Origin of the sequence: Parapedobacter flavus, assembly GCF_035818675.1 — a bacterium.
GTDB classification, from domain to species: Bacteria; Bacteroidota; Bacteroidia; order Sphingobacteriales; family Sphingobacteriaceae; genus Parapedobacter; species Parapedobacter flavus.
The window spans coordinates 64,135-80,894 of the sequence record NZ_JAYKZZ010000009.1 but is presented as its reverse complement, the minus strand read 5'-3'; the positions used below and the strand labels follow the sequence as shown (position 1 = coordinate 80,894).

The following is a 16,760-nucleotide window of genomic DNA, read 5'->3' as shown; positions in this document are numbered from 1 at the left end:
TCTTATGAAGGGCTGGCATTTAATGAGCCGCTCCCATATGGGTACAAATATACCTAATGTATATAGAAATAGTAGTATTAAAATGAAAAATAGATGATTAATTTGATTAACCAACTAAAATACAGTGTGTTGAATTAATTGCCCAATTCCGACATGAATTTGATCCGCATCAACTGGATTTCTTCGTAAGTGTAGTCGTCGGAGCCTAAATCGCTTAGCGCTTGATCGACAGAATCAATTTCGGCACCTCGAAAATAATCGAAAACTTCGTCTTGCCTATCCTCGTCGATAATCTCGTCTACAAAGTATCCTAAATTCAACTTCGTGCCGGAGTTGACGATCGATTCAACCTCCTTCAATAAGTCCTCGTAAGTAATCCCTTTCGCATGCGCAATATCTTCAAGTCCGATTTTACGGTCGATGTTTTGGATAATGGAAACTTTGAGTGCAGATTTATTCGCCGTGCCTTTAATTACTAGGTCTTGTGGTCGGTCAATTTCGTTCTCTTCAACGTACTGCTTAATGAGTTCGATAAATTTACCACCAAATTTGAGCGCTTTTCCTGCACCTACGCCATGAATTTGTTTGAGTTCATCGATAGAAACAGGATAGTGGGTACACATTTCATCGAGAGAGGGATCTTGGAAAATAACAAACGGCGGCAATCCTTTTTGCTTGGCGATTTTTTTTCGTAATTCCTTAAGCATTGTAAGCAGTTGCGTATCCACTGCCCCACCGCTTTGGTGCGCGGGTTCGTCGCCGCTATCGTCGCCAGCCAATTCCATGGGTTTATTTAGGATAAACTTTAAGCCATACGGATTGTCGATATATCGTTTTCCGGCATCGGTAAGCATGAGCAGCCCATAGTTATCGATGTCTTTGGCTAAGAAGTTATTCAGTACCGCTTGCCGGATAAGCGATTTCCAGTAGAGGACACCCTGTTCCTTTCCGCTTCCAAAAAGCGGATGTATATCATGTTTGTAGGATGACACTGGCTGGTTATTCTGCCCGATAAAAACATTGATAATGTGGTGGTCATCAAATTTCTCCCCTTGTTGTTGGATAAATTTCAATACATTCAGCAGTGATTCTTCAGCCTCAAAAGTTGTCTGCTGCGCACTGCAATTATCGCACATACTGTTGCAACCCGTTTCATCAAAGTTCTCGCCAAAATAATGAAGGATCTGCTTCCGCCTACACACCGAAGACTCGGAATAATCGATCACCTCTTTAAGTATCTGCGTGCCGATTTCCCGTTCAGATACCGGTTTATCCTTCATGAATTTAGTTAACTTCTCGATATCCTTTTCAGAATAAAAGGCTAAACAAAGCCCCTCGCCCCCGTCCCGGCCGGCTCGCCCGGTTTCTTGGTAGTAGCCCTCCATGCTTTTGGGGATGTCGTGATGGATAACGTACCGCACATCTGGCTTGTCTATACCCATGCCGAAGGCGATCGTGGCAACAATAACCTCGACATCTTCCATTAGGAATTTGTCTTGCGTATCCGCGCGGGTCTTGGCGTCCAGACCAGCATGATATGGCAATGCCCTTATACCATTTATATTCAGCACCTCTGCTATCTCCTCCACTTTCTTACGGCTTAGGCAGTAGATAATACCCGATTTTCCGGCGTTATTTTTGATAAACCGCACGATTTCCTTAACGACATTCCGTTTGGGTCGCACTTCGTAGAAAAGATTCGCCCGGTTGAACGACGACTTGAACAACGTCGCATCATTCATCTGCAGGTTCTTACGGATATCCGACTGCACCTTGGGTGTGGCTGTGGCCGTCAACGCAATTACTGCGATGCCCTCGCCTATGGAATTGATGACCGAGCGGATTTTACGATATTCAGGCCGGAAGTCGTGGCCCCATTCTGAAATACAATGCGCTTCATCCACGGCAACGAACGAGACCGTAATCAGTTTAAGGAACTCCACATTCTCACTCTTCGCTAGCGATTCGGGCGCTACATAAAGTAACTTCGTTTTGCCCGCTACCACATCTTGGCGAACACGAGCAATCTCGCTTTTATTTAATGAGGAATTTAAGAAATGGGCAATACTGTCGTCTCCACCAAATGAACGCAACTGGTCCACTTGGTTCTTCATCAGCGCAATCAGGGGCGATATAACAATAGCTGTCCCCTCACTCATCAATGCGGGCAATTGGTAGCATATCGACTTACCGCCGCCGGTTGGCATAATTACAAACGTGTCTTGTTTCTGTAGGATGTTGGTGATTATCGCTTCTTGGTCGCCCTTGAATGTATCAAACCCAAAAAAATCCTGTAGATTGTCAAATAATCTTTTCTCTATTTCCATTGCGCCTTTCGCAAAAATTCAGATAGACTGATAACCAAAGAATGCCCAAAATAACATATTTTTGCGCATATCAGTATCTAAAATTAGAAAATATATTTGTGATTAGCAATCCAAAATTAAAAAAACTGACTTTATGCATTTCTCTAATGTGATGGGCCGTAGCGCCGTAACGAACCGGCAGGCGAAACATCCAATGAAGAGAAAAGGACACCGCCTACCGGCGCTCCGATAAAATGTTTATATTATGCACGAAAACAACATATAATTTAATGATTGAGCGCCAACGGCATACTTACAAAATAACGAGGAACAAAAGCACATGAAGAATTATTACGCCGTCATTATGGCGGGTGGCATCGGTAGCCGGTTTTGGCCTGTGAGCCGAACAAAATTACCCAAGCAATTCATTGATATGCTGGGTACGGGAAAAACACTTATTCAGACTACGTACGACCGCTTTCGAAAGATCATTCCGCAAGAAAATATTTTTGTAGCTACAAACGAGTCGTATGCTCAGCTGGTCCGCGAACAATTGCCCGACCTGTCATCCCGACAACTCATACTGGAACCCATTATGCGCAATACCGCGCCATGCATCGCTTATGCCAGTCATAAGATACAGCAGTTGAATCCCGATGCCGTTATGGTTATTGCGCCGGCCGACCATCTAATTTTGGAGCCCGACGTTTTCCTGGCCGATGTAACGAAAGGACTCATGTGTGCCGAAAGCAACGACTGGCTCATCACCTTGGGCATAAAGCCCGCCCGCCCGGACACCGGCTATGGCTATATCCAATACGGTAAAAGTGCGGCCGTTCAAGGTTTCAGAAAGGTGAAAACGTTTACCGAAAAACCTAATTTGGAACTCGCTTCAACATTTTTGCAGAGTGGGGATTTTCTCTGGAACGCAGGGATTTTTATCTGGTCAGCTAAAGCGATTATCAAAGCGTTCCAGAAGTACCAGACAGAGATGAACGAGGTATTCAAGGAGGGATTGGAAGTGTACAACTCCAGCCGGGAGGTTAAATTCATTTCGGGCGCATTTGTACGCTGCGTCAATATTTCGATCGACTTTGCCATTATGGAAAAAGCCGACAATGTATTTGTACTGCCCGCCGATTTCGGATGGTCCGACTTAGGTACCTGGAGCTCTGTTTACGAATTGTCCGAAAAGGACTACCTCGGGAATGTATCTTCTTCCTCCGAAAACGTGATCGCATACGATTCATCGAATTGCATGATCCATGTGCCGAAAGAAAAACTTGTCATTCTGAAAGGACTTCACAACTTCATCGTGGTCCAATCCGAAGACACATTGATGATTTGCCCCAAAGACGAGGAACAGGACGTCAAGGAAATTGTAGCGGATGTGAAAGGGAAATTTGGAAATAAATATATTTGATAATGGAACCCAGGTTAATATGGATTCAGGCTTCGTAACAACAGAAATTGACCCCGATGGGCTAGCCGTGATCACATTCGGGCATCCCGCACATAACGCGATGCCTTCTTCGTTGCTCGATCAACTCAGTGACCATATCCAATCGGCCGGAGCCGCGGCTTCCACCAAACTTATCCTGCTTAAAAGTGCGGGAGATCGTACCTTTTGTGCGGGAGCAAGTTTTGATGAATTACTTTCACTAACCAATGAAGCGGCTGGCAAAGCGTTTTTCTCCGGATTTGCACATGTCATCAACGCCATCCGCCGGTCGCCAAAAATCATTGTTTGTAGGGTCCAAGGTAAGGCGGTAGGCGGAGGTGTAGGGCTTATGGCCGCGTGCGATTACTGTTTCGCCTCCGAAAGCACGGCCGTGAAACTCAGTGAAATCAGCATCAATATCGGCCCATTCGTTATCGCTCCGCCCTTGGAACGGAAAATCGGCCTCTCCGCATTCACGATGCTTTCGTTAAATCCAACCGTGTTTTTCGATGCCCACTGGGCGCAGCTGCATGGCTTAATCCATGCCCTAGAACCAACCGTTAACGAAATGGATCTGGCTATCGGGCAATTCTGCCGTCCGTTGCTTAGTAAAAGCCAGGAAGCGCTCACCTCGCTAAAACGGGTGTTATGGCAGAACACCGACCATTGGGAGGTCTTGCTGTATGATCTCGCAGCGGTGAGCGGCCGTCTCGCGCTAAGTGAAGAATCGAAACGTTCGCTCCGCGAATTCAAACAACGGTAGGCAAAACAAAAAAGGTCTGCATTATGCAAGCAGCCAATGCTATATATATACTGATTCTACTCGCTGTGTTATACGCGTTGCCTGTCGCGGCACAGCGGGGCTCCAATGATAGGCGCGCACAGCGGGCGTTCGATAAAGCGGGATCGCAACTTAAGAACCAAAAATATGGACTTGCCGTCGCGTCGCTGGAAGAGGCCATTTCATTGGATCCCGAATTTGCCGCTGCCTATCAACAACTGGGCGACATCTACCGCAAGCAACGCGACTACGAGATAGCTGTTGATCGCTATAGGAAGGTCATCCGGCTGGATTCTACGCTGACGCCACTCACTTGGTTTGGTCTCGGCGAAAGCTTGCTCCACACCGGTAATTACACCGATGCGCTGGCTGCCCTGAATCGGTATCGGGATACGCCGGGCTTGGCAGCGGAAGGCAAACGGCTTACCGATAAATATATTGCGGATTGTGAGTTTGGCGTATCAGCAGTGCGCAACCCAGTTCCGTTTTCCCCACAAAATGCCGGCCCTGCGATTAATAGTCGGTACGATGAGTATTTTCCGCGGCTTACCGCTGATCAACATACCATTATTTTCACCCGCAAGAAGGATGACCGCGAGAATTTCTTCGAAAGCAGTCGCGATAGTAGCGGCGCATGGACAGCAGCATCATTTTTAACAGGACAGATCAATTCAGACCTATACAACGAAGGCGCCCATTGCATCTCGCCGGATGGTAAGTATCTGTTCTTCACGGGATGCAATCGGCCAGACGGTCTCGGCAGTTGCGATATCTATGTATCCAGACGCGAGGGCACCCAGTGGGGCACCCCTCACAACTTAGGAACACCCGTTAATACCCCTGGTTGGGAAGCGCAGCCCGCTTTGGCAGCCGATGGGCGAACGCTTTACTTCGTCAGTAACCGCCGCGGTGGACAGGGCGGCTACGATATTTGGAAAACCTCCTTGAAAAGCGATGGACAATGGGAAGCGCCGCAGAACCTCGGACCGACCATTAACACACCGTTCGATGAAAGTTCACCTTACATCCACGCCGACAATCGAACCTTGTATTTCGCTTCCAACGGGTGGCCGGGCCTTGGTAACAAAGACATCTTCAAAAGTGGGAAAGATGGCGGCGGGCAATGGGGAAAACCCGTCAATCTCGGCTATCCGATTAACGACCACCACGAGCAAAGTGCATTGACGGTAAGCATGAATGGTGCTCAAGCGTTCTTTTCTACCCGGCGTACCGACGCCATCGGTGGATTGGATATATATACTTTTGAGCTTCCCGAAGCATCACGGCCCGACCCGGTGGCCTATCTTAAAGGTATTATCGTCGACGCTGAAAGCAACACGCCGCTCCAAGCGGGGGTCACGGTGACCGATATCGCGTCCAATCGCGTTCTATATGACGAACAAGCAGATTATGAAGACGGGACATTTCTCGCTCCATTGCCGTTTGGCAAGACCTATGCACTTCACGTTAACCAGCCAGGTTACCTTTTCTTCTCGGAAAGCTATCCTCTTGCCGACAGTACAAAAATCAATGATGCTTACGAAATACGTATCCCTCTGTCCCGAATAAAGGTTGGTAAATCCACAACGCTCAGCAACATTTTCTTTGAGACTGATCGATATACCTTACTCCCCCAGTCCAAAAGTGATCTCGAACAACTGATCAAGTTCCTAAGCCTGAACAGCAACGTCCGGATAGAAATCGTAGGGCATACCGATAATACGGGTAACGACGCTTATAACCAACAGTTGTCGGAAAACCGCGCTAAAGCCGTATATGACTATTTACTCAACGCTGGCATCTCTGCATCCCGGCTATCGTTTAAAGGATATGGCCCTTTCCAGCCCGTAGCTAGCAACGACACGCCGGAAGGCCGGCAGCTCAATCGACGCACCGACTTCACCATCATTGAATGAGTACGAACGAATAAACGATAAACAGAATATGAAACGAACGATCTATCTCACCGCGCTGTTATCTGTGATAGTAGGACACCATAGCGTCGCGCAAGTCGTTAGCTCCGAGGCATCATTGGAACTTGTTGCCGATGGCTTCCGCTTTACGGAAGGCCCGGCTGCCGATCCGTACGGGAATGTGTTTTTTACCGACCAGCCCAATAACAGGATATGGCGATATGGCACCAACGGGAACCTCGCCATTTTTATGGAGCCGGCGGGTCGGGCTAATGGTCTTTATCTCGATAAACAAGGACGACTGCTAGCTTGCGCCGATGAACATAATCAGCTTTGGCGTATAGGGATGAATCGGCATGTCGAAAAACTTGTCGTAAGTTACCGTGACTCCCTTTTCAACGGGCCTAACGATGTGTGGGCTTCCCCATCAGGGGTAATCTACTTCACGGACCCCTATTACCAGCGCGATTACTGGGAGCGCACCATGCCCGATCTTGCCGCTGAAGCACTCTATATGTACAAAAATGGACAGGTAACGCGCTTAGACGGTCGATTTGACCGGCCGAACGGAATTATCGGCACGCCGGATGGCAAATTTTTATATGTCGCAGATATCGGGGCAAGTAAAATATACCGCTATACGCTCCGTAAGGATGGCATCGTTGGCAACAGGCAGCTCTTTGCAAACCAAGGATCTGATGGGATGACCATTGACGAAAGAGGCAATATCTACCTTACAGGAAAGGGCATCGACGTATATGACCCTGATGGAAACAAAATCCAACACATCGATATACCCACAAACTGGACAGCTAACGTATGCTTCAGTGGGCCCAATTACGATGTCTTATTCATCACCGCGAGCGATAAGGTATTCACGCTTCAAATGGCAGTGAAAGGCGCGCGTTAGCATTACGCATGCTGGCCTGCATGTTTTCCTTCGGCGAATTCCTCGATGACCTTTCCGTTGAAATCGGGAAGGTCGTGGGGTGTCCGGCTGGTGACTAGCCCCTGGTCTACCACTACGGCGCGGTCTTCCCAACGGGCGCCCGCATTCATCAGGTCCCTGCGAATGTTATTTACCGAGGTCATCTTTCTACCCGCCACCACGTCAGCATCGATGAGCACCTGCGGTCCGTGGCAAATCGCTGCCACCGGCTTGCCAGCATCAAAGAAAGACCTCACAAAATCCAACGCTTTGTCGATCACGCGCAACTTGTCCGGATTGATCACGCCGCCGGGAACGAGCAACGCATCATAATCATCAGGCATCGCCTGCTCCAACGGGACATCAACATCGAAATCCAAACTCCATTCTTTTCCTTTCATTGCGCGCACCACGTCATTGTTGGGTGATACAATATACGTCTTGCCGCCGGCCATCTGGATGGCATCACGCGGACTTGTCAGCTCGACTTCTTCAAATCCATCCGCTGTCAAAATAGCTACCTTCCGGTCTTTCAATTCATCAGCCATAAAACATTCTCCTTTTCTTATAAGGATTTACACAAAGACCGAAAGATTGTTTTATCCTTTTTTCAATTCCCCTACCCTGTCGCCAACGACAGGAAAAATACGAGCGGCAGACCGGTGTGGCATCAAATGGAGACCGGTTAATGTGCCGAAAGCGGGCAGCAATAAGGTCTGCCCGTGATGGTAAAAGCACGGCAGCCGATACCTTTGTCTCCCGGCATTCGTAACAAGGCAGCCCGGATGCACGTGACCCGCAATATTAAGCCATCCGATCGGGCTATTGCTTTGGGGGTGATGCGTGCAATAAATGCGCGGCGCGGCGGTGTAATGATCTACCACTTCAACAGTCGCCGTACGCATCAGTTCATCCGGTAGGATGTCGTGATTGCCTCGCGTAAGGACAAGGCGGATGGAACGATTGGCTGCGCGGAATCGTTCAAATGCCAGCCATTCGCTGTTCAAATCACTATGAAAGAGATCGCCCAAAAAGACCGCAGTGTGTATGGCGAACCGATCCAAAACCGACTGAAGGCGCAGCACGTCCTTATCAACAGACGCGGGCGGTATGAAAATGCCCGCTTTGCGGAAATGGGTGCCCTTCCCTAAGTGCCAGTCGGCCACTACCAACGTATTGTAATCCGGGAGCAGCAGCGCCCTTTCAGGCAATAGCGTAAGCTTTGTATCCATCAAACGGATTGTTTTTCCCATATCGTTAAGCCTCCAATTGGGTTCTTAGTTTCTCCAACCTCGATTGCCAGTCTTCGTTGCTATACCGCTCGCGGAAAGACTCCGCGAATACGGGGAAGGCAAACGGTGTGAGCTGACGGGGGTGTTGTACGACGATCCGGTGCGCCTCAATCCGCATGAATGCTTTACGCATACGCGTAGCCTCCAGCTGAAAATCATATACTTCATCATAGGCCTGCCTAAGCAGTAGGTTGCCGTCATCATATTCTTCAAAAACAGAAAAAAATAACCCCGAATTGGCTTGGAGATGCTTCGTTTTCATGGGCTTGCCTGGATAGCCCTGGAACACCAAACCGGCAATACCCGCGATGTCCCGGAACTTGCGCCTCGCCATCTCCCGGATGTTGATGCCATCACGGATATCATCGAACAGGCCGTCAGTGGCAAACAAGCCATTTTGCAGGGCCTCATCCAAGGGGATAGCGGCATCGCAAAGCAGCTCAAATCCGTACTCATTGCTTGCGATGCTGAATGTCGCCTTTTGGATACGGCTTAGTCGGTAGGCCACCACGGCGGCCATCCCTTCGTGTACCAGCTTTCCTTCAAACGGATAGACAAATAGGTGGTGGCCATATCGCGTATGGATGTATTCCACCAAGAGTTCGTCTTCACCCGGCAGCGCCGAAACACGACGCTGCTCGGCAAACAGCGGTTGCAGAAACCGTAATTCCAAGGGGTGTCCCCTGCCCTTCCGTTGGATTTGCGCAAACGTGTGTCGCAGCGCAGACCCGAAGTTATCCGACATCGGGAATCGTCCGCCCATCCACGACGGAACAACACCCTTTTTGCCTTTTGCTGGACGTACAATGGCTTGGATATCCTTTACCTGCACCAACTCCAGCAGCCTCCCCGAAAACCAGAAGGCATCGCCGGGCTGGAGCCGTGAAATAAACCATTCCTCAATGGTGCCCAAGTATTTGCCGCTCAAGAATTTTACGCGCATCATCGTGTCTGAAACGATGGCACCGATACTCAGGCGATGGCGCATGGCCACCCATTTGCTGGTGACGCGATATACGCCGTTTTCCACCACGACCTTGTGGAATTCCTCATAGGTATCTAGTGTTCGACCGCCCTGCGTAACCATCAATAGGCATTCGTCGAATTCCTCACGGTTGATGGATTCGAAACAATGCGTCCGTTTGATTTCGCCATATAACTCATCCGCGAGGAAACCATTGGACACGGCCAACGTAACCATGTATTGGAGTAACACATCGAACGACCGGACATACGGCAGTCGTTGCTCCAGCAGACCATTGGCCACGGCATATCGTATGGCAGCCCCTTCCATGATTTCCAGTGAATGGGTAGGCAGGAAATATATCTTACTCGTTTCACCCGGCCGGTGGCCACTCCTACCTGCACGCTGCACGAATCGGGCCACGCCCTTCGGCGACCCGATCTGCACCACGCAATCCACCGGGCGGAAGTCGACCCCCAGGTCGAGACTGCTTGTACAAACCACGGCCTTAAGTGTCCCTCGGTGCAGCGCGTCTTCCACCCATACGCGCAGTTCTTCGCTCAACGAACCGTGATGGATAGCTAATGCACCGGATAGTTGTGGTGCGGCATCGAGCAACCGATGATACCAGATTTCCGCCTGTGACCTTGTGTTGGTAAATAACAATGTCGATTTGTGCGATTCAATAATAGGTATGACCTTGTCGATCATGGAAGTACCGATGTGGCCTGCCCAAGGAAAGCGCTCCAACACATCGGGCAGCAGCGTTTCCATGTGGATGTCCTTTTTCAAGTCAGCCCGCACAAGTTTACCGCTATGGCCATTGCCCAACAGGATATCCATCGCTTCGTTGATATTCCCTATAGTTGCTGAAATCCCCCATACCTGGAGCTTTGGGCAAATCGTGCGTAGACGGCTGAGGGCCAGCTGTACCAACACCCCTCGCTTGCTTCCCACCAGTTCATGCCATTCGTCTACAACGACGAACTCCAGGTCACCGAAAAAGTCGGTATAACCCTTTGATGCCAATAGCAGATGAACGCTCTCGGGTGTCGTGATCAACGCTTCGGGTGGACTGGTCCGCTGCCGTTGCCGCTCGGAGGTGCCGGTATCGCCCGTCCGCAGTCCGATACGATAGTCGAGCTCCAGGTCATTGCTCACCGTTTGGGTGGCTTGCAAAATTTCAGCGGAAAGCGCACGCAATGGTGTAATCCATAATACATGAAGTCCTTTCCTACGTTTCTTCTTCCAGTAATACCGCTGGAGGATACCAAACCATACGGCGAAAGTTTTGCCGTATCCTGTAGGTGCATTCAGCAATCCCGATTTACCGGCAGCGATAGCAGCCCACGTTTCCTGCTGGAAACGGTGGGGTTGCCATCCTTTATTGAAAAACCATGTGTCTGCAAATACGTTCAATGAAAATACCCCTTTAACAAAGATAACCTTTTACTTCAGTGCTTCGATCAACTGCAACAAGTCAGCTTTGGTATTGGCATCCTTGGGCAACTTGTCCCGTCGCCATCGCAGCATGCGCGGAAAACGTAGCGCCACACCGGATTTATGCCTGCTGCTTTCCCCGATGCCCTCGAAAGCGATTTCAAAGACATGGTGCGGTGAGACGCTCCGTACCGGACCGAAACGTTCCAGCGTATTGCGTTTGATCCAGTTGTCTAGCTCGATAATTTCTTTGTCGGTAAGGCCTGAATAGGCTTTGGCGAATGGCACCAATGCGCCGTCTTCGTCCCACACACCAAAGGTATAATCGGTATATAAATTCGCACGCCGCCCATGGCCACTTTGGGCATAAATCAGCACCCCATCGGCAGTGAGTGGGTCCGTTTTCCATTTCCACCAGTCCCCGCGCCGCCTACCGCTGCCATAAGGGCTTTCCTTACGTTTGAGCATCACGCCCTCGCAATGGAATTCACGCGCCCGTTGGCGGAACTCCGCTACTTCGCGCCAACCATCGGAAGTCATCGTTTCCGACAGCAGCAGCGCCGGATAGGACTTGGGAGAAGACAACAGGCGCTGTAGCAGGTGGCGGCGCTCGCGCATCGGCTTGCCCCGGATATCTTCGCCGTTCCATTCGAGCAAGTCATAACATACCATCACCAGCGGCGCATCGCGAAGTGATTTAGACGAAAGCTTCTTGCGTCCGATACGTGTTTGCATCACCTGGAACGGCAACGGTTGCCCATCCTTCCACGGAATGATTTCGCCGTCGATAACGGTGCCATTGGGCAGCATATCTGCCAGCGGCCCGAACTCGGGAAATTTATCGGTGAGCAAATCCTCACCCCGGCTCCACACGAACAGCCTCCCGTTCCGCACGATCAATTGGCCCCGGATACCGTCGAGCTTCTTTTCAATGTACCAGTCGGTGACTTCGCCCAGTGACTCCGGCGATGCATCCAATTGATAAGCCAGGTAAAAGGGATAAGGTTGGAAATCACGGTCGCCCAAAGTCGCTTTCGAAAACAGCGAATCCATGGTTTCGTCTGCGGGCAGCCACTTGCCCATAAGGCGATGTGCTACAGAAGCTTCATCCATACCGAGGTGGATTCCTAGTGCTTTGATGACCAATTGACGGGATACGCCCATCCGGAAATTCCCGGTAATCAATTTGGTGAAAACAAACCGCTCATCTTTGCTCAGGCGTTGCCAATAACCGGTTATGGTTTTCTTTTTTTCCGCTTCGGTCTGCTCCGAAAGTTTGGCCAATTCGTCGACGATGCTGGGCAATGTGAATGCATTTCCCGAGGCCATGGGAGGCGGGAGCACAAGGGCAATGGCCTCAGCCAAATCCCCCACAATGTGGTATGATGCTTCAAAAAGCCAATCGGGTATACCGGCTGCCGCCGCAGCCCAACCTTTCAGGTCGGCCGTTTTTACAGGACGCCGGGGCCGGTTGCCAATGAGTAATGCAATGGTGTGCAGGTTGTTCCTGTCATCGCTATCAGTCAAATAATTGACGATGGCGGCTACTTTTACATTCGTCTTTGTCGTCTGGTCAATAGCTGTAAACAATTCCGTAAACCGCTTCATAAGTCACCCCCCATCGGCTCCTCGCCTTGTAAATGCACTTCGTGTGCATCGAGACCTTTTTCTTCCCGTAGCCAACGGGCGAAGGGCCCCTCATAACCGTGGGTTACGTATATGGTCTCCGCGCCCGTAGCAGCTACCGCCCGGTTCAGCTGGTCCCAGTCGGCGTGGTCCGAAAGCACGAACCCCCAGTCCACTCCCCGACGTCTCCGTGCACCGCGTAGTTGCATCCAACCGCTACATAAAGCAATCCGGAAAGGTGCCAGTTTTTTCAACCACGGCGAGCCAAGTGCCGATGGCGGCGCCACAACGGCAGCCCCCTTTATCGCCGCCCGGTCGGTTTCCGGAGCGATGTATTCACCGGCGAAGCGATAGCCAATACCCCCAAGTACCGCATTTACATTGGCCACTGCTCCGTGCATGAACACCGGTCCGTTCGAGGGGTCCAAGTGCTGGAGAAGCACTTGCGATTTACCCAAAGCATAGGCCAGCAACACCGTATTGAAACCTTCGGCAGCATTCTGCCGCCACCAATGGTTGATTTCTGACAAGACGGATGCAGGATCGAGGAAACGATATATGGGCAGTGCGAATGTCGACTCCGTGACGAAGGCGTGGCAACTCACGGGCTCGTAGGGAGCGCTGATGCCGTCTCGAGTGAGTTTATAGTCTCCGGAAACCACCCAGACCTCGCCGCTATATTCCAGTCTTACCTGCGCGGAGCCGATAATATGGCCAGCCGGATGCAGGCTGATACGCACACCATTTACGGTGACTATCTGTCCATATTCCTGCTGCTGTATAGCGGTATCGGCCCCCAACCGCAGGCGGAGAATGGCTGCGGTGTGCGGATGGCAGAGATAACGTCCCATACCTTGCCGCGCATGGTCGCTGTGGGCGTGGGTGATCAGCGCCTTTTGCACGGGAAGCCAAGGATCAATGTAAATATCAGCGCGCGGACAATATATGCCACGTTTTGTAAATTCCAACATCATTAGCACGTAAACAAAAAAAATGGCGGTTGGTTTAACGATATTATTGGTATGTTTGGGTTATGGAAGAAAATGTATTCTACGCGGGACAAATAATATGGGCACAGATCGATGCCAATCGGCACCTACGCCACTCTGCCTATGCCGATCTCTGCGCCCAGGCGAGGAGCAATATGCTGCGGGATACGGGGCTTTCGCTCGACAAAATCGCGGAAATGAATATCGGCCCTATACTTTTCCGTGAGGAACTGGTATACCTACGCGAGGTACACCTCAATGACGAAGTAAAAGTAACTGTCGTGATGACGAAATACAATACCGTCAACTCCCGGTTTTCATTTCGGCACGAGATTTACCGTTCGGATGGAACGAAATGCGCAGTGGTGACGGTAGACGGGGCTTGGATGGATATCGAAAAACGGAAGCTTACCGTATTACCGGAAGAATGGCAAGCCATCGTCACCCACCTGCCCAAAGGTGGGGACTATGAAGAAACAACTACCTAACAGGGCAACAAAAAAACCCATGGAATGCACCATGGGTTTTTAGAATGGTTGAATCACCATTCATCGTTTCGCCGATTTTTTTAGTTCACTTCAATCAACCGTGAAGCTACTTTGGCTTCTTCTTTCTTACCGATAGCCACGCTCAACACACCGTCTTTGTAGTTGGCATCGATGCTGTTGTGGTCAATGCTTTCGGGCAAGGTGAATGATCGATTGAAAGAAGTGTAGCTGTACTCACGTTTACTGTATTTCTTACTATCGTCGGTGCTCTCCACTTTTTTCTCGGCGGAAATGGTCAATACGTCCTTGTCGACGTTGATTTTGAAATCACCTTTTTCCAAGCCTGGCGCTGCCAGCTCAATGTGAAACGCTTCGCTCGTTTCCGCCACATTCACAGCGGGAACGCGGGAAGTAAAGCGGTCCGACAAGAATGAATCGTTGAAAATTGGGTTGAAAAAATCGTTTACCCAGTTATCTACTCCCCTGTTTTTGTTTCCAGAAAATTTTACCAGTGTCATTTTTTATCCTCCTATATCTTTTGTTTTTGACTTCGATACCAACCTTCCAAATTATATACCAACGGAGAAAAAAAAGATTTTAATGACTTTGTGTCATTATTCACCAAACACTCAATGACATTTTGTCTTGTAATCAAGAGTTTCAAGGTCATAATTTCCGTACCATGAGATCCGAGCATCTTGCAGCAATCGCTAACCGCAGAACGGCAAAGGAAATAGCCGGTCTATAACAGATGAGGTGGACCGCTACGCTACATCACCGGGAGAAGCGGCTTCCCACTTAAGCACTACACGGGCGTTGGCACCGTCGCCACCGAAAGGTGGATTGTGTTTGGTAACGCTTACTTCGATATCCGAAACGAAAGGGAAATCGGTTCGCACACGGCGTAGTATCGATTCGGCTACCGTCTCCAACAATTTACGGGGCTGCTGCATCTCGGCTTTTGCAATATGGTAAAGCAGCTCGTAGTTAACGGTGTACTGCAATTCATCGGCTGTTTCGCGGTCCTCCCGATTGAACGCGACACAGATATCGACCGAAAATTCGTTGCCGAGCACCTGCTCCTCGGGGTAATAACCGTGATACGCAAAAAAGCGTGCATCGGCAACTGCCACTTGTTGATGAATCTTTCCCATAACCACAAAGGTACAAACCTAGATTAAATTAAACGCAGGCGAACTTGATGACGTTATAGTGGCGATATCCCTGCCCTATCCCTGTGATATCTCACCGTACCTCGGAAAAAACGCTAAAACACGGCACTTTGTCGGATACCTATAGGGAAACCGTAGGGAACAAGGGATGCCGGGATGACGATAGGGATATTCGTAAAGCCAGATATTATCGCTATAATTGTGCATCAAATAGATGATGGATGGGCCAATATACTGCACCGGATTATTACCTGCTAGACGAACTCATCAGCGACGAACACCTGCTTATCCGCAACAGCGTGAGGCAATGGGTAAATAGTGAGCTTACGCCCTTAATCGAGGCGTATGCCCAGCGGGCGGAATTCCCAAAACAACTGCTCCCCGGTATGGCCCAATTAGGCCTGTTTGGCCCTACCATCCCAGGGAATCATGGGGGTGCCGGGCTGGATTACCTGGCTTACGGCATCATGATGCAGGAACTGGAGCGCGGCGACTCAGCCATCCGCTCCACGGCATCCGTGCAAGGATCGCTCGTGATGTATCCCATCTATGCGTACGGGAGCGATGAGCAAAAGCAACGCTTCCTACCTAAGCTAGCCAACGGTGAACTGTTAGGGTGTTTCGGCCTCACGGAGCCTAATCATGGATCAGACCCCAGCAGTATGCTCGCCCATTTCGAAGATGATGGCAATACTGTGCTATTGAATGGGTCAAAGATGTGGATATCAAACGCACCGTTTGCGGACATCGCGTTGGTGTGGGCCAAAAGTCCTGAAGGCAAGGTACAAGGACTGATCGTGGAACGGGGAATGGAAGGTTTCACCACGCCTGAAACGCACAATAAATGGAGCCTGCGGGCTTCCGCTACCGGTGAACTCGTACTCGATAACGTACGTGTGCCAAAATCAAATATCCTTCCGGGGGTAACCGGTATGCGCGGACCACTCAGTTGCCTCAACCAGGCGCGGTATGGCATCGCATGGGGCGCTTTGGGCGCGGCCATGGATTGCTACGACACGGCTTTGCGCTACGCCAAACAACGCGAGCAGTTCGGCCGGCCCATCGCAGGCTTTCAATTGCAGCAAAAAAAACTTGCCGAGATGCTCACCGAGATCACAAAAGGGCAATTGCTCGTATGGCGGCTTGCGCAACTCAAAAATGAAAATCGCGCTACGCCGGCGCAGATTTCGATGGCCAAGCGCAATAACGTAGCGACTGCCTTGCATGTTGCCCGAGAAGCCCGTCAAATATTGGGTGCCATGGGTATCACCGGCGAATATCCCATTATGCGACACATGATGAACCTGGAATCGGTGATCACCTATGAAGGCACACATGATGTGCACCTGCTCATCACGGGGATGGATATCACAGGAATTGATGCGTTTGGTTAATCTTGTCTTTAATCATTATTTAAAAA

At 50.1% G+C, this 16,760-nt stretch carries 14 protein-coding genes; 6 read left to right on the top strand and 8 right to left on the bottom strand.

The window, feature by feature from the left end:
* Nucleotides 1-134: 134 nt before the first annotated feature.
* Complete coding sequence (gene recQ / locus U9S71_RS08450) at nucleotides 135-2,327, bottom strand: DNA helicase RecQ (RefSeq protein WP_326326722.1); 2,193 nt, start codon at nucleotides 2,325-2,327, stop codon at nucleotides 135-137.
* Nucleotides 2,328-2,646: 319 nt separating this feature from the next.
* Between recQ and U9S71_RS08445 the strand changes: the two genes are divergently transcribed.
* The 4 genes from U9S71_RS08445 to U9S71_RS08430 are packed head-to-tail and all read left to right on the top strand — an operon-like array spanning nucleotide 2,647 to nucleotide 7,351.
* The gene (locus U9S71_RS08445) at nucleotides 2,647-3,729 is read left to right on the top strand and encodes a mannose-1-phosphate guanylyltransferase (protein ID WP_326326720.1); all 1,083 of its coding nucleotides are present in this window, start codon (nucleotides 2,647-2,649) and stop codon (nucleotides 3,727-3,729) included.
* Between the two features lie 19 nt (nucleotides 3,730-3,748).
* Nucleotides 3,749-4,510, top strand: a complete 762-nt coding sequence (locus U9S71_RS08440; protein ID WP_326326718.1) for an enoyl-CoA hydratase/isomerase family protein — start codon at nucleotides 3,749-3,751, stop codon at nucleotides 4,508-4,510.
* Nucleotides 4,511-4,533: 23 nt separating this feature from the next.
* Nucleotides 4,534-6,444 (top strand): OmpA family protein, encoded by a 1,911-nt coding sequence (locus U9S71_RS08435; protein ID WP_326326716.1) that lies wholly within the window; start codon nucleotides 4,534-4,536, stop codon nucleotides 6,442-6,444.
* A 28-nt stretch (nucleotides 6,445-6,472) separates the two neighbouring features.
* Nucleotides 6,473-7,351 carry an SMP-30/gluconolactonase/LRE family protein gene (locus U9S71_RS08430; RefSeq protein ID WP_326326715.1) on the top strand — a complete coding sequence of 293 codons (879 nt, stop codon included), beginning with the start codon at nucleotides 6,473-6,475 and terminating at the stop codon, nucleotides 7,349-7,351.
* 2 nt (nucleotides 7,352-7,353) lie between these two features.
* On the opposite strand, the gene U9S71_RS08425 is transcribed toward U9S71_RS08430, so the two are convergent.
* From U9S71_RS08425 to U9S71_RS08405, 5 genes are read right to left on the bottom strand one after another with little or no spacing between them, the layout of a single operon-like run.
* A complete protein-coding gene (locus U9S71_RS08425) occupies nucleotides 7,354-7,917 on the bottom strand; it encodes a type 1 glutamine amidotransferase domain-containing protein (protein WP_326326714.1) in 564 nt (187 codons plus the stop codon).
* Between the two features lie 51 nt (nucleotides 7,918-7,968).
* Nucleotides 7,969-8,601, bottom strand: a complete 633-nt coding sequence (gene pdeM / locus U9S71_RS08420) for a ligase-associated DNA damage response endonuclease PdeM (RefSeq protein WP_326326712.1) — start codon at nucleotides 8,599-8,601, stop codon at nucleotides 7,969-7,971.
* 25 nt (nucleotides 8,602-8,626) lie between these two features.
* On the bottom strand, nucleotides 8,627-11,044 hold the full coding sequence (locus U9S71_RS08415) for a ligase-associated DNA damage response DEXH box helicase (protein ID WP_326326711.1): 2,418 nt from the start codon (nucleotides 11,042-11,044) through the stop codon (nucleotides 8,627-8,629).
* 30 nt (nucleotides 11,045-11,074) lie between these two features.
* Nucleotides 11,075-12,673 carry an ATP-dependent DNA ligase gene (locus U9S71_RS08410; RefSeq protein WP_326326709.1) on the bottom strand — a complete coding sequence of 533 codons (1,599 nt, stop codon included), beginning with the start codon at nucleotides 12,671-12,673 and terminating at the stop codon, nucleotides 11,075-11,077.
* On the bottom strand, nucleotides 12,670-13,662 hold the full coding sequence (locus U9S71_RS08405; protein ID WP_326326834.1) for a ligase-associated DNA damage response exonuclease: 993 nt from the start codon (nucleotides 13,660-13,662) through the stop codon (nucleotides 12,670-12,672). The genes U9S71_RS08410 and U9S71_RS08405 overlap by 4 nt, the downstream gene beginning before the upstream one ends.
* A 62-nt stretch (nucleotides 13,663-13,724) precedes the next feature.
* Here U9S71_RS08405 and U9S71_RS08400 point away from each other — a divergent pair, with 62 nt between their 5' ends.
* Nucleotides 13,725-14,168, top strand: a complete 444-nt coding sequence (locus U9S71_RS08400) for an acyl-CoA thioesterase (protein ID WP_326326708.1) — start codon at nucleotides 13,725-13,727, stop codon at nucleotides 14,166-14,168.
* Between the two features lie 80 nt (nucleotides 14,169-14,248).
* On the opposite strand, the gene U9S71_RS08395 is transcribed toward U9S71_RS08400, so the two are convergent.
* Both U9S71_RS08395 and folB read right to left on the bottom strand, forming a co-directional pair.
* A complete protein-coding gene (locus U9S71_RS08395; RefSeq protein WP_326326706.1) occupies nucleotides 14,249-14,686 on the bottom strand; it encodes an Hsp20/alpha crystallin family protein in 438 nt (145 codons plus the stop codon).
* 246 nt (nucleotides 14,687-14,932) lie between these two features.
* Nucleotides 14,933-15,322 (bottom strand): dihydroneopterin aldolase, encoded by a 390-nt coding sequence (gene folB, locus U9S71_RS08390; RefSeq protein WP_326326705.1) that lies wholly within the window; start codon nucleotides 15,320-15,322, stop codon nucleotides 14,933-14,935.
* A gap of 239 nt (nucleotides 15,323-15,561) precedes the next feature.
* On the opposite strand from folB, the gene U9S71_RS08385 reads away from it, so the two are divergent.
* On the top strand, nucleotides 15,562-16,734 hold the full coding sequence (locus U9S71_RS08385) for an acyl-CoA dehydrogenase family protein (protein ID WP_326326703.1): 1,173 nt from the start codon (nucleotides 15,562-15,564) through the stop codon (nucleotides 16,732-16,734).
* Nucleotides 16,735-16,760: the final 26 nt, after the last annotated feature.